Source organism: Pseudoalteromonas simplex, from assembly GCF_015278155.1.
Lineage (GTDB): Bacteria > Pseudomonadota > Gammaproteobacteria > Enterobacterales > Alteromonadaceae > Pseudoalteromonas > Pseudoalteromonas simplex.
The window spans coordinates 57207-71050 of sequence record NZ_JADILN010000003.1; the positions used below are offsets into that span (position 1 = coordinate 57207).

The window sequence follows — 13844 nt, forward strand, 5'->3', positions numbered from 1 at the left end:
ACATACGACTTACGTTACAAGCAATAAAAAACCACAGACTCCTCTGTGGTTTTTTACTTATAACTTAAGGCTTAAAGCTATTACTTATAAAACAATTATGCTCGTCACTAGGTAAGCAATAAAAGTTAGCGCACCGCCGAATAAAGCGTATGGCATTTGGGTTTTTACGTGAGTTAATAAATCACACCCTGATGCAATGGCCGATACCGCGCTGGTATCTGAAATTGGCGAGCAGTGATCGCCAAACACACCACCACCTAGAATAGCAGCAATGACCAATGAAGGTGGTAAACCTAATGCTTGAATGAGCGGTACACCAATTGGAATAAGTATTGCGAATGTGCCCCACGAGGTACCTGTGGTAAATGAAATTACTGCACCCGTTAAAAACAGCACTGGCACAACCAAGTAAATAGGTAAGAAATCACCGACTAGCCCGGCTACAAACACACCCGTACCTAGGTCTTTTAAGCTTGCACCTAAAGTGAGTGAAAGTAATACAATAGACACTAATGGCAGTAACTCACCCATTCCTTTAAAGCCAATATCAACCAGCTTATGATGCGTAAATTCACGCGAGCTAATCATTAAAAAGTAAGCCACAACACAAGCTAAAATAGTTGCATACAGTACTGATTTAGAGCCGCTGCCGCTGGCAATATCGCCATCGCCAGTCCAGAACATAAAGCCAACCATGCTACCAATTAAAGTGATAAGTGGCACAAGCATGTAACGCGCTTTTGAGCCTTTGACTTCTTCTGCAAGCTCCGTTTCTTGTTGTTCAAAATTTTCTTCTGCTTGCTTTAATGGGCCATGTACCTTGTCGAAAGTAATCGTATAAAACACGATAAGTAGCGCGATAATGGCATAGAAGTTATAACCAATACTGCCCCATAATACCGATACAGCTGACTCTTCCATTTCGTAGTTGCCAAGCAAGCCCAACACATAAGCGCCCCAACCATTTAGCAAGATTAAGATACACACAGGTGCACTAGTACTATCGATAATGTAAGCAAGGCGCGCTCGGCTCATTTTAAATTTATCAAACAAACCACGCGATAAAATCCCCGAGGTTAATACACTTAAATTCGATTCAATGAACACCGCAATACCTGAGAACATGGTTAAGTAACCCACTTGGCGCTTACTTTTTGCAACCCCTTTGTTCATCAGTAAATTAACCGTCGCAGCCACACCGCCAGATTCACGAATGTAGGCAAGTAAAGCACCGATTAGAACACTAAAAATAAGGATACGGCTATTACCAGGGGAGCTGGCAACTTCAATGACTCGCTCTATGGTATTGATAAAGGTGAAAAACAAGGTATTACCTTCACCATTCAGAGCAAGTAAAAACTCAGACGACGCAACCGCGACCAATAACGCCATGATCACTTCTTTGCGCCAAAACACAATTAAGATAGCAATCAAGGGTGGTAAAATTGAATACCAAGACATAAAAACCCTTTTAAATTAAGAACAACATTTTATTTTTATTATGCGAAAACTTGCTAAGCTTAATGGCTTTGCCACCAAACTCAACTTAATTCGACTAGTGATTTAATATACTCTCATAAATCAGTGAGATAATAGAGCCATACTTACCTGTTTCGAAACGCTTGCCGACAAACTGGTAATTTTCTTGCGACCCTTCAATAGGGGTATGACGCGCATTGGTTAGTAGTACAATAGCAAGGTCGTATTCGGGGTCAATAACGGTTACAGTGCCTGTCCAGCCCGTATGACCAAAAGCCCGCGGGCTAGCATAAGGGCCAAAATGCCATTTGCGCGCTTGATGCCCAGCGCGTCGCCACCCTAACCCATAGGTCTCATCGCTTGCTTGGGAGTTTGTGAATTGCTCAAGTACTTGTGGCGTAAAAATTTGTTTGTTGTCGTAACCGCCACCATTGAGTAACACCTGCATAAGTACGGACAAGTCACCAGCGGTACTAAATAGCCCCGCATGCCCCGCTACACCACCTAAAGCATAAAAGGCTTTTTCATCATGTACTTCACCTTGCAGTACATTGGTTCGAATGTTTTCAAACTCAATGCGACCACCTCGGGTGTTGCCGTTAATCTCAGTAGCGGCAATCTGTGAAGCTAAAAAGCCTTTTTGCAATGGATTATAAACCGTATGTGTTAAACCAAGCGGCTGATAAACTTGGCTCTCAACATAGGTATCGAGCGCCATACCGCTGATACGCTCAACTAATACACCAAGCAACATATAATCGATATCAGAATATAGGTGTTTTACGTTACGACCAGCCACAAAAGGCACGCCTGTTAATAACAGGTTTTTAGTACGCAGGCTGTTTTGAGAAAAAAAGCGCTCACCAAATTTATTGTCCTTACGATGAAAATCAACCACTGCTGGGTAACCCGCACTGTGGGTGAGTAAATCTTTTACTAAACGCTGTTCACGACCGCTGCCTCTAAATTCTGGTAGGTAATAAAACAGTGGCTTTTCTACGTCGAGTTTCCCTTCGCTGACAAGCTTCATCAGTGCAAAGTTAGTGGCAAACATTTTTGAATTTGAAGCTATATCAAACAAGGTATCGTTTTGCATGGCTTGTGGGCTTGCAAGCTCACTGCCATCAGCATGGTACTTTTTAGCCGCGCCATAATGGCTTAGTTTGATCAACTTGCCATCTTTAATAACGGCAAGTACTGCGCCCGGAAAGCCCTCTTTAATCTCATGATTAATTAACTCATCAACGGCACTAAAACGCTTTTGACTGTTGTTTGTATCAAGCGTTGGGTAAGGAAAACGTAAGGTTAAGCTTGCCCCTTCAGGCAACACATTCTCTACCTTATAAGTGTTAATGCCATCGCGGGTGCGCTTAGCTAAACTGTATTGATATATTTTTTCGGCTGTTAATGGTGAGGCAATATTAATTTTTTCACCATTAATGAAAATATCAGCACTGGTTGCATCTTGATTTTCTATGATGATTTCACCGCGACCTTTATAGGCTATAAAAGTGCCTCTGTCGTTCACTAGCGCGCGGCTACTCGGATCAAGCGCCGGAATACGCGCTACAACTTGTGCATTGGCCAGTGTTTTTGGCGCAGACTCAACCGCTTGCTGTTGCTGCTGATATTCTTTAAATAACCGCTCAAGCTTTTTAGGAAAGTACTTATCTAGTAATGCAAATAGCACAGCGGCACTTCTTGCATCACTATTACCGCTTACATGCCAAGGCAAAAAGTGCATTTGAAAAGCACTTAGGGCATCGAGCGTTTGCGAATCAAGCTGACCCGTTGCAATCACCTCATAGCCGTAACTACGCAATGCTTTTTGCATTAATTCAACAGAAGGTTTTGATGCGCTAAATAACTGCCAATACTTATCAACGGTGTTGCTGTCATACCACGCACCGATACCTGCTTTATACAGTTGATACCAAGGAAAACGCGGACCTGGGTCGTTCTTTCGGCTTGGAGCAATATCAGAATGGCCAATAACTTGAGTTGGGCCGATATCTGGGTTACGAGCAAGAATATCTTTGCTTAGCTTGATTAGTAGCTCTATTTGCTTAGCGTCGTAGTCAGGAAAAATACATAACTTGCTGGCGTCATTTTCCATCGCAAGCTTAGTTTGCTCCGGAATATGGCAGCTTGGTACATTCACTATTTCAATACCAATTGAATGATCATTTAAATCTTCTCGGCCCTGCCAAAAGCTGCGTCCGGCGTGCCATGCTCTATCTTTTTCATCAACTAGCTGAATAATTTCTAAATCATCTTTTGGGTAACTAGGATCGCCTGATTCGGGTAATAAATAATGTGAACTCAATCCCCCTTCATCCACGAGCGCACGCATTGATTTTTCGTAATCAATAGCGGTGTAATGCATCACTAAAAACTTAACACGATGGCTGTAATTAGCTGATTGTGTGTAGGTATATGGATTACTGGCACAGCTTACTAATAATGCCGCACTACTGAGATAACACAGCTGTTTAAGTAATGTTTTCAAAGGGGTAAAACTCATAACAGATTCATACCTGATGATTTAAGCATTGACGATTCTCAGCAATACAGTAGCAACACCCACTTAACATGTAAAATATTTTATTTCACATTTAAAGAATAAAAAGCATACATTATCGCTAAGTTACTAAAAATAGGGCTTTCTCAATAATTAGTGTTGTATCTATTATGGAATAAAACTATATTATTCCATCTAAATTAAGAAAAATATTCCAAACTTAGGTCTGCTAAAACAAAAATAAGTCGTCGTGTTAAGCAAACAATGCGCCCAAGCCCTGTGTTTATAATAGAACCATCGCTTTGCGTTTTGACTAAGTTAAGCAAACAAAGTGAGCCCTATGTCTACTTTTGTAAAAATTAAAGCCTTACGCCAATCTCTATCGAGCAGCGAAGCTAAGCTTGCTGACTTTACGTTAAATTCAGCGAATGCGATTCGTAATTTATCATCGGTTGAACTAGCAAAAGTGGTTGGTGTAAGCCAATCGAGTGTGGTGAAATTTTCGCAAAAGTTAGGTTATAAAGGCTTCCCTGCTTTTAAGCTTGCGGTAATTGATGCCCTTAACGATGAAACGAGCGAACCTAAGCTACATGGCAAGATCACCCTGAATGACTCGCTAGAGCAAATCGCCGAAAAACTATTAAGCAGTAAATTGGCGGTGTTAACCGAAACAAAAAACCTCAACGAAGCGCCTGCCGTCGAAAAAGCGGTAGAGCTATTAAAATCAGCAAAACGTATTCTGATTTGTGGTTTAGGTGGCTCAGCGCTGGTTGCAAAAGATTTTTCTTATAAATTACAAAAACTCGGTATGCCTGCGATTGCAGAGCCAGATGGGCATGCACAACTTGCGTATGTTGCGACCTTTTCGAAAGGTGATTTGGTCATCGCGATTAGTGAATCAGGTATGACTCGCGAAATTGCCGAAGTCGTTAAGCAAGCCAAGAAAAATTCAAGCTCGGTGATCTCAGTGACAAAATTTGGCAATAGCCTTGTTGCCGACTCAGCTGATGTAAAACTTTACTCGGTTGCTGAGGGTGAGTCTGTACGTTTATCGTCAATCTTAGCGCGAACGGCACAAGATTTTGTCATTGATATTTTGTTTATAGCCCTAACGCAATCAAGCCGTCAAGGCCGTAAGTTACTAGAACATTCTAATGAAGTTGTTGGCGAATTTAAGAATAACTAATTTCTTCATTAAAGTTACTAAAATACTAAAAAGCAGCTTAGGCTGCTTTTTTTGTGTCTATTTTATATTTGTAATTAACAATACATTTTTACCCTCTAAATCATTTACTCGTTTAGCTAAGATACTGACCAAAAAGTCATAATTTCTTACAAAGTTTTGCTAACACTAAATTAGCCACTCGCTAAGGCAAGCCATTGCTAAGCTTTACCTAAAATCGGTTATATATTTTATTCCTAAAAGAACAACTTGAAATAAAAAAATATTCTTGACCACATCCAATAACACCTGTTTAATATATGGGCAACATAATTTTAAAGTTCATAAGTCTCAATTGGGTAAGTAGTCCAGCAAAGCATATAAATATAAGGACGGGAAACAATGAAACAACATGCATCCACACTCGCAATGAGCTATATAGCAAAAGCGACTAGCAATGCACTTCGCGCAAAGAAAACAGCCTTAACCGGTGTTGTTATGGCCGCGGCACTCGCCAGCGCGCCAGCCTTTGCAAATCTAACCGGGGGGATCAAAGGTAAGGTATCATCACCAGAAGCACAGCAGTCACTGGCGGGAATCACCGTTACAGCAAAAAGTAATGTGATGCCAAAACCACGTACTGTCGTTACACGAGAAGACGGCAGCTACGACTTACCACAATTAAAACCGGGTACTTATGAACTGACTTTCACCGATAAAAACGGTGTAACTCAAACCATGACTGTGGATGTTTTACTTGAACAAACTTCGAGCCTAAACGTCACTATGGGTGGTGCTAACGAAAACGTTGAAGTCATCACGGTTACCGGCAGTAAATTATTCCGCCAAGGTAAGTCTGCACTAACTAACTCATTAGGTGAAGAAGCAATCAACAGCGTGCCTGTTGGTCAAGATTATCGTGACCTATTAAAACTTGTACCGGGTGTTGAGCTTTCGGCAAATACAATTTTAGGTCCGTCAGCGGGTGGTTCTGGGGTTGATAACTCTTATGGATTTGACGGTGTAAATGTTTCAATGCCAATGTTTGGTAACTTAGCATCAGAGCCATCAACTCACGACGTTGCTTACGTTACTATGGACCGCGGTGGTGCAAAAGCGGTTGGTTTTAACCGCTCAGGCGGCTTCTCAATCAACACCGTATCAAAATCAGGTACTGACGAGTTTCACGGCAATGTAGAGTACAAAGTACAACCAAAAAGCTTTGTTGCAACACCTGTTGGTGAAGAAAGCTATGAGCTCGATAAAAGCTGGTTAACAGCAAGTTTAGGCGGTCCACTTATTGAGGATACCTTATATTTCTATACCTCTTATTATCGCCCAGAAGAAACTCGCTCGAATAAAGATACTGCCTATGGTGGCGTTAAAGAATATGAAAGTATCCGTGATGAATACTTTGGTAAATTAACTTGGGCGCCAACTGACGATATTTTAATTAATATTTCACAACGTACATCCGACAAAGAAGTTAAAGGTGATTCAATTGGCGCTTACGAAACTGACAGTGTATCTGTCGGTAGTAAAGCTGACCAAGATATTTTTACTTTGGATGGCTCTTGGATTTTAGGCTCTGCAACCACTCTATCATTCCAATACAGTAAGTTTGAATTAGAAACAGGTTCGAAACCAGATACAGAGTTGAGTGTCGTACCTTCATTAAATAGTCAGCTTGATGTTAACAACCTTACTCAGATGGGTTACTTCTCGGTACCAAGCCTTAGAGACTATGATCCTGAAGAAGGCTTCACTGAAGAACAAATTGCTATTTACAATGCTGGAGCTACCGGATTAATTAATACCTACGGTTACACGGAAGATGGAGTGTTAAAAGGCGGTGGTGGAGTTGGCGCTTATTCACAATATGACAATATTAACTTCTATCGTGATTCGTTTGAAATTAGCTTAGAGCATGAATTTGACTGGGGTGACACATACCACACGCTTCATTTTGGTGCTAAGTGGGAAGAAAGTGAAGAGCAACTTACCCGATTATCAAATGGCTGGGGACGCATCTCTTACCTTGGCGGTTTAGTCGATGCTGATGCAGACACTGAGGGCTTTGACCCTGCCGACGCTATATATAGAGCACATGTACAACAAATGAGTCTGGCAACTGAAGATGGAAGCACAGTCTCAGGTATCGATTCTGAAATGCGCAGCCTCAATTTCGAAATAAACGATACTATTGAGCATGGTGACTGGACTTATAATATCGGTTTACTTGTGAGCCAAGATACTTGGTACGGACAAGGCTTAAAAGCGAAGTCAGGAACCGTTTCAGGTTATGAGTTGGCTCCAGGAAATAAGTACGAAATGTATAAAACAGATTGGAGTGATATGCTTCAACCTCGTTTAGGTGCAACCTGGACATACTCTGGCGAAGATTCAGTATTTGCGAACTTTGCTATTTATAACCCTGAAGCAAGCTCTTTGGCTCGTGCAGCTTCATGGGATCGTAATACTCGCGCTGAAATTGAATTACTACTTGATGAATCAGGTAATATTCTTTCTGCATCACCTCGACGCGGCTCGTCAGGTAAAGCATTCCAAGAAGGCATGAAGCCTCGTCGAATTAATGAGTTCACGCTTGGTACCACTAAATACGTGGGTTCTGATTTAGTATTACGTGCTCACGTACGTCACCGTAAAGGTATGCATTTTTGGGAAGATATGCCAAACACGGCACGCTTAACTGACTACTCTGGCGTTGATGCTGATGGCGTACCGCAACATATTGCAGATAAAGGTTTATATGTAGATAACCTAGATGAAATCCGCGATGAAATTGGTGGTTCTTCTTATGTGATTGCTGAAGTCGATGGCGGTGAAACCAAATATTGGGAAGCCAGCATCGAAGCTGAATACTTAGGTGAAAACAGCTACATCAATGCTTCATATGTTTGGAGCCATTACTACGGTAATTTCGACCAAGACAATACCACAACAAGTAATGATGCAAATAACTTTATCGGCTCATCATACTATGGTGATGGTCGCGGTCGTTACTCATGGGATAACCGATACGGGACTCTTTCCGGTGATAAGCCACATAAAGTTAAAGTGTATGGTTACTACACTGTGCCGTGGGAAGCAAACATTGGTGCTTACTTTGTATTCCAATCTGGTCAAGCTTGGGAAAACTGGGATGGTACTATGTATGGTTATCCAACCAGCCATGTTAGCCGCTATGCCGAGCCTGCAGGTTCTCGAAGAACAGCAAGTCACTGGCAACTTGACTTAAACTACACCCAAGACTTTAAGTTCTCAGGTGATATGGAATTACAATTCCGCGCAGATATATTTAATGTCTTTAACCGCCAAACAGGTTACAACAAAAACCCATATGTACTTGATGAAAACTATGGTGAATCACGCAGTTACTATAACCCGCGTAGTTTGCAGCTTTCAGTTAACTTCAAGTTCTAAGTTAATCAATCCTGTTGGGGCCGCTATTGCGGCCCTTTTTTATGCCTCAAAAAAAGTAAAAGACAAAGCTTAAATTGTACAAAATGCTTTTGCAGCATCTATATTAGCCGCCTCTTTCATGAAGTAGTCTAGCTGCACCGTTCGGGTTATCGCTCGCGACTCGCTGTTACTTTTACTTGCCTGCCACAGCCAATGTTTAAGTGACTCTCGCGACACATCGACAAACAACCCTTCAGGGAAGCTCTCTACAAAACGGATATCGGTGGTATTACCTTGTTTATCAATAGTAATAATAAAGCGCGCACAGCCTGTCTGCTTAGATATTAAAGCAGCTTGAGGATAGTTGGGCTTTGTTGCATGTTTAAGTGTCCACAGCTGCTCTGCTGCGTTTTTATCATCACGAAGGTCGAGCAAATCGGTTGAGTTACTTGTTGCACTGTTTGGGAGTTGTGAGCAGCCAGTGAGTAAAGAAAATGCAGCAATTAAATGAACTTTCATGGTATATCCTTATAAATCAAGTCCCTGAACATACCACAATTAATTTTTAGAAATATAAAAAACGAGGCAAGCGCCTCGTTGTTATTTATCTAGTTATCTAATTATTATTGATACAGCAAATATGGCGTTCGCTTGCGTTTAAAAGCACTTAAATCGGCTTGCCAGCTTTTCTTTATTTGCTGCTCAGTTTGGCCAGCTTCAATCGCTAAACGCAATTTATCAGTACCTGCAAGTTTATCCATAAAATCAGCGCGTTCAAAAAACGTTTGCTCATTCGCGCTCAACTGTTGATAAGCCGAAATAAACAAGTTTAAATCTAGGCCATGAATATCAGCATCTCGTAAGTCTTGACCAAATACTTCAACCCCTTTGAATTTAGGGTGCATTGAAGCGCCTTTAATTGCCCTTGGGGTAAAACTAAATTCGCCCAGTTTAACTGGCGAGTAACCGACAACTTGAAACGGAAAATCAGTGCCACGGCCAATAGTTACAGGCGTTGCTTCAAAGAAACACAATGATGGATAAAGCGCAATTGATTGAGCATTCGGTAAGTTAGGGCTTGGCTTTATTGGTAGCTCATAGGCCATAGTACGGTCATAGTTTGTAACAGGCACGACACTTAGCTCAAGCTTATCAGCGTCATTTATCCAGCCTTCGCCTTTGATCATTTGAGCAAGTTCAGCCACTGTCATACCGTGTAGAACAGGAATTTCGTGCATGCCAACAAATGAGCGAAATTGTGGGTCAAGAATAGGCCCATCAACATAGGCAATATTCGGATTAGGTCTATCGAGTACCACAACCTGTTTACCATTTTCAGCGGCAGCTTCCATTACGTAATGCATTGAGCTGATGTAAGTATAAAAACGCACACCAACATCTTGAATATCAAAAATAATGACATCTAGATCTGCAAGCATCTCAGGGCTTGGCTTTTTATTACTGCCATAAATCGACACAACATCAATGCCGGTTTTAGCATCTACTGTGCTTTTAACGTGAGCACCGGCGTCATGATCGCCGCGAAAACCATGCTCTGGGGCAAATATTTTGCCGATCACTACGCCATTATCAAGTAATGCATCAACCAAATGTTGACCATTCACCACTGACGTTTGATTAACGACCAAGCCAACACGTTTACCTTTTAATGCAGGAACATAAGCTTGAAAATTGGCTGCGCCAACCTGTAAAGGCTGTGCATTTTTAGGCGCTTGTGCAGGTGTTTCTTGGCAACCTAAAAGCGCAAAACAACTAAGAAGTAAAATAACTAATAAACGCATTATTCTTCAACCGCCTTACGTAAAAAGCCACCTGCTTTTGACAATAACTGTTTTGCTTCAGGAGCTGGTTTTCCGGTCAACACAATTAAAATAGCCAGTTTTGCGCTTTGCCCTGCTTGCTTTAATGCATCAACGGCTTGCTGCTGCGAACACTCTGTTGCTTGCATCACAATACGAATAGCACGAGCATGTAGCTTTTCGTTACTGGCATTTACATCAACCATCAGGTTTTTATAGACTTTACCTGTGCGGATCATGCTGGCTGTACTTAGCATATTCAACACGAGTTTCTGTGCAGTGCCCGATTTCATACGTGTAGAACCAGTCACAGCTTCTGCACCAACTACAGGGCAAATACCAATTTGTGGTAAACGCATCACAGCTGAGTCTGGGTTACAAGTAACACCCACAGTGACACAACCTAACGATTTAGCGTATTCAATTGCCGAGCAAACATAGGGGGTACGGCCACTGGCAGCTATGCCAACCACGACATCTTTACTGGTTAAACTCACATTTTTTAAATCTTCAACAGCAAGTGTTGTACTATCCTCAGCGCCTTCTACGGCTTTTTTAACCGCGGTGTCACCACCTGCAATAATACCGAGCACTTGCTGATCGCTAACGCTATAGGTAGGCGCACATTCAACTGCATCCAAAATACCTAAGCGACCACTGGTGCCAGCGCCAATGTAGATTAACCTGCCACCTTGTTGAAATGCGTCAACCACATGATCGACAGCTTCACTAATTTGTGGGATCACTTGTTTCACGGCACCCGCTACTTTGTGATCTTCATTATTGATCTTAGTGAGGATCTCAGTGGAGCTGAGCAGATCGATATCCAAAGTGTCTGGGTTTTGCCCTTCGGAGACAATACCGTTTAACTCTTCGAGTAACTCACGTTGTTGCTTAAAGACGTGCTCAGGGCTCATTGGGTTGTCCTTTTTCAATAATGTCATGGTAATGCTTTGCCGCTAAAATGGCGGCACCAGTTAATGAATCTCCTTTACAAGGAGATAATTCGTTTTGTAAGGCTCGTGGCAATAATGGTTGGCTGACTTTCGCTAAACCACCAATTAAAATCACCGGTAACGGCGAGTTACCTCGGCTTTTATCTATTAACCTAACCACCGATTGGGTATGCTCTGTTAATACCGTTTTTGCCGCCTCACAGTCGTTTTGTAAGCTAAACACTAATGGGCTAAATGCTGCATAATCCGCAGGTTTTGCTTGTTTAAGCCAACTACTAATTGTTTGACGAGTGCATCCTAGCTGCTCACTCAAACGAACCGTTAATCGACTTTTTGGTAAATCATAAATATCTATATCGTTTAATAATTGCTGCACTGCCATCAGGCCGATGCGGGCACCACCGCCAAAATCATCAACGGAAAAGCCCCAACCGCTCACCAACTTTGTTTGCTTTTGGGCGTTTAATCGTGCACCGACAGCACCGGTGCCAAGGGCAATAACCACACATGGGTCACCAAGATTAGCACCATATAATGACGTAATTGCATCGCTGGTAATTTGCAAACTGGCAAATTCTATTTCGTACACTAGCTTGAGCATCACTGTTAATTGTTCAGCAAGACTCTGCGATGAGCCACCAGCAACCCCCATAACGGTGACAATTTCACTTGGCTTTGCGCCACTTTGCTGACAAACATCACGGGTCACTTTAACAATGTTTTCTAACGCTAAATCAAGATCATTCGAAATTGATGCCGAACCCGCTTGGGCACGGAAAGTCGCACCACTTGCCTGCTCTTTTAGCTCAGCTAACACTTTGGTGCCGCCGCCATCGATGGCTAAAATATAGCGTAAGGCCATTTATGCGCTCTTCTCGTGTGCCGCTTTACCTAGGCAACATACAAGTGTTGCGAGCAATGTACCTATGCATAGCTGCCAAGTAAATCCTAAGTAAAAGCGCATTGACTCAGGTAGTAGCCAGTCAATCATGTAGGGCTGCATTAATAAGGTCACCATAAAGCCCGCTATTAGCGCCGCTAACACTGAACCTTCACTACCTCGTTTGGTGAACAAGGTAGTAAAATACACACCTAACAAACCGCTGTACGAAAACACCATGACACTTAGCGCAAATTTTAATAATGGCATATCACTGTATTGCTGCCAGAAATAGCAAAGAATAGCCATAAGCGCTAAGGCAAGGCTTACTAGAGCCATACCTACACGACCCGCTTTTACAAAGTGATGGTCATTTACTTGTTTATTGTGTTTTTCCAAGTAAGGGCGATAGATATCTTGTACGATGACTGAAGACATCGAACTAAGCCCAGAGTTCAAAGTAGAAATAGCGGCAGCAATAATACCCACGCTGACTAAACCTTTAACCCCGGCTGGTACTTCGTTTAATACGTAGTACATAAAGATAGTAATTTTTTCGCCATTAAATTCTTGTACGACCGTTTGCCCAGCTTCGCTATTCATTAGTGCAGGTTGCTGATAAACAATATACAGCAGCAAACCAATAAAGATAAAAATAGCCATAACTGGGATCACCATCACCACCGATAGTAATAACGCTTTACTGCCTTCTTTTGGACTTTTACAGGTTAATAAGCGCTGCGTCATATCTTGGTCTAAACCAAATGCAGCGATGTTTAATAGCACAAACCCCGTTAACACAGAGGCCATGTTAAACACACCTGACGGGCCAAAATCTAAATCAAATTTAAACAGCGCAAGTTTTGAATCTGCACCAGGACTTGGCTCACTCAAAGTTGCAATAATGGTTGAGAAATCAGCCGGAATAACACTCAACAAGCACCAAATAACCGCAATAGCCGCACTGACATAAACGATACTTTGCAGTACATCAGAATAAATAACGCTGCGAATGCCACCTAAAAAGGTATAAAGCAGACCCGCAAGCGCCAATACTAAAGTCGCGATGACCACACTATCGGCATCGATATTGCCATACAGAATCATCGCCACAGCAATAGCGGCCATGTATAAACGGGCGCCACTGGCAAACACACGACCAAATAAATACATCATGCCACTACGGCGCTTGGCCTTTGGTCCGATACGTTTTTCAAGCAATTCGTAAACGGTATACACTTTTTGCTGGTAGAACTTCGGAATTAAAAATGCCGATACTATGAAGGCCGCAATAAAGGCACCGATATTAGTCGCAATATAAGAAAAATCACCTTGATAGCCTTGATCAGGCCCACCAATAAACGTTGCCGCTGATTGCGAAGTCGCTAAAACAGAAATAGCCACCATCCACGTTGGCATACTATTTCCGCCTAGAAAAAAATCTTGGCTTGAGTTAGCGCGTTTGCGATTAAACCACCAGCCACTTAGCAATAAAATTGCACCGTAACTTGCGAATACTAGCCAATCGAGAAAAGCGTAATTTGCACTCATTTATTATCCTAACCCAAACCTTAATGGAATATATTATTCCATCATTATGACA

9 protein-coding genes are annotated in these 13844 nt (G+C 42.0%); 2 read left to right on the top strand and 7 right to left on the bottom strand.

The window, feature by feature from the left end; all coding sequences use genetic code 11:
* Positions 1–84: 84 nt before the first annotated feature.
* The gene (locus IRQ78_RS07755) at positions 85–1461 is read right to left on the bottom strand and encodes a Na+/H+ antiporter NhaC family protein (RefSeq protein WP_138601972.1); all 1377 of its coding nucleotides are present in this window, start codon (positions 1459–1461) and stop codon (positions 85–87) included.
* 94 nt (positions 1462–1555) lie between these two features.
* Positions 1556–4003 (bottom strand): penicillin binding protein PBP4B, encoded by a 2448-nt coding sequence (gene pbp4b, locus IRQ78_RS07760; protein ID WP_194441762.1) that lies wholly within the window; start codon positions 4001–4003, stop codon positions 1556–1558.
* A gap of 337 nt (positions 4004–4340) precedes the next feature.
* Here pbp4b and IRQ78_RS07765 point away from each other — a divergent pair, with 337 nt between their 5' ends.
* Both IRQ78_RS07765 and IRQ78_RS07770 read left to right on the top strand, forming a co-directional pair.
* The gene (locus IRQ78_RS07765; RefSeq protein ID WP_194441763.1) at positions 4341–5186 is read left to right on the top strand and encodes a MurR/RpiR family transcriptional regulator; all 846 of its coding nucleotides are present in this window, start codon (positions 4341–4343) and stop codon (positions 5184–5186) included.
* A gap of 378 nt (positions 5187–5564) precedes the next feature.
* On the top strand, positions 5565–8606 hold the full coding sequence (locus IRQ78_RS07770) for a carboxypeptidase regulatory-like domain-containing protein (protein WP_138601976.1): 3042 nt from the start codon (positions 5565–5567) through the stop codon (positions 8604–8606).
* Positions 8607–8675: 69 nt separating this feature from the next.
* Here the strand turns inward: IRQ78_RS07770 and IRQ78_RS07775 are convergent, their stop codons facing one another.
* From IRQ78_RS07775 to IRQ78_RS07795, 5 genes are all read right to left on the bottom strand, one after another.
* Complete coding sequence (locus tag IRQ78_RS07775) at positions 8676–9104, bottom strand: energy transducer TonB (protein ID WP_194441764.1); 429 nt, start codon at positions 9102–9104, stop codon at positions 8676–8678.
* 104 nt (positions 9105–9208) lie between these two features.
* On the bottom strand, positions 9209–10387 hold the full coding sequence (locus tag IRQ78_RS07780; RefSeq protein WP_194441765.1) for an exo-beta-N-acetylmuramidase NamZ family protein: 1179 nt from the start codon (positions 10385–10387) through the stop codon (positions 9209–9211).
* A complete protein-coding gene (gene murQ, locus IRQ78_RS07785; protein WP_138601982.1) occupies positions 10387–11322 on the bottom strand; it encodes an N-acetylmuramic acid 6-phosphate etherase in 936 nt (311 codons plus the stop codon). Before murQ ends, IRQ78_RS07780 begins: the two co-directional genes overlap by 1 nt.
* The gene (locus tag IRQ78_RS07790) at positions 11312–12223 is read right to left on the bottom strand and encodes a BadF/BadG/BcrA/BcrD ATPase family protein (RefSeq protein ID WP_138617553.1); all 912 of its coding nucleotides are present in this window, start codon (positions 12221–12223) and stop codon (positions 11312–11314) included. The genes murQ and IRQ78_RS07790 overlap by 11 nt, the downstream gene beginning before the upstream one ends.
* Positions 12224–13792 (bottom strand): sodium:solute symporter, encoded by a 1569-nt coding sequence (locus IRQ78_RS07795; protein WP_194441766.1) that lies wholly within the window; start codon positions 13790–13792, stop codon positions 12224–12226.
* Positions 13793–13844 lie beyond the last annotated feature (52 nt).

Excerpts from the sequence above, each read along its gene's own strand:
- IRQ78_RS07795 (WP_194441766.1), bottom strand. The coding sequence starts at position 13,792 with ATGAGTGCAAATTACGCTTTTCTCGATTGGCTAGTATTCGCAAGTTAC.
- IRQ78_RS07765 (WP_194441763.1), top strand. The coding sequence starts at position 4,341 with ATGTCTACTTTTGTAAAAATTAAAGCCTTACGCCAATCTCTATCGAGC.
- IRQ78_RS07790 (WP_138617553.1), bottom strand. The coding sequence starts at position 12,223 with ATGGCCTTACGCTATATTTTAGCCATCGATGGCGGCGGCACCAAAGTG.
- IRQ78_RS07770 (WP_138601976.1), top strand. The coding sequence starts at position 5,565 with ATGAAACAACATGCATCCACACTCGCAATGAGCTATATAGCAAAAGCG.
- murQ (WP_138601982.1), bottom strand. The coding sequence starts at position 11,322 with ATGAGCCCTGAGCACGTCTTTAAGCAACAACGTGAGTTACTCGAAGAG.
- pbp4b (WP_194441762.1), bottom strand. The coding sequence starts at position 4,003 with ATGAGTTTTACCCCTTTGAAAACATTACTTAAACAGCTGTGTTATCTC.
- IRQ78_RS07780 (WP_194441765.1), bottom strand. The coding sequence starts at position 10,387 with ATGCGTTTATTAGTTATTTTACTTCTTAGTTGTTTTGCGCTTTTAGGT.
- IRQ78_RS07755 (WP_138601972.1), bottom strand. The coding sequence starts at position 1,461 with ATGTCTTGGTATTCAATTTTACCACCCTTGATTGCTATCTTAATTGTG.
- IRQ78_RS07775 (WP_194441764.1), bottom strand. The coding sequence starts at position 9,104 with ATGAAAGTTCATTTAATTGCTGCATTTTCTTTACTCACTGGCTGCTCA.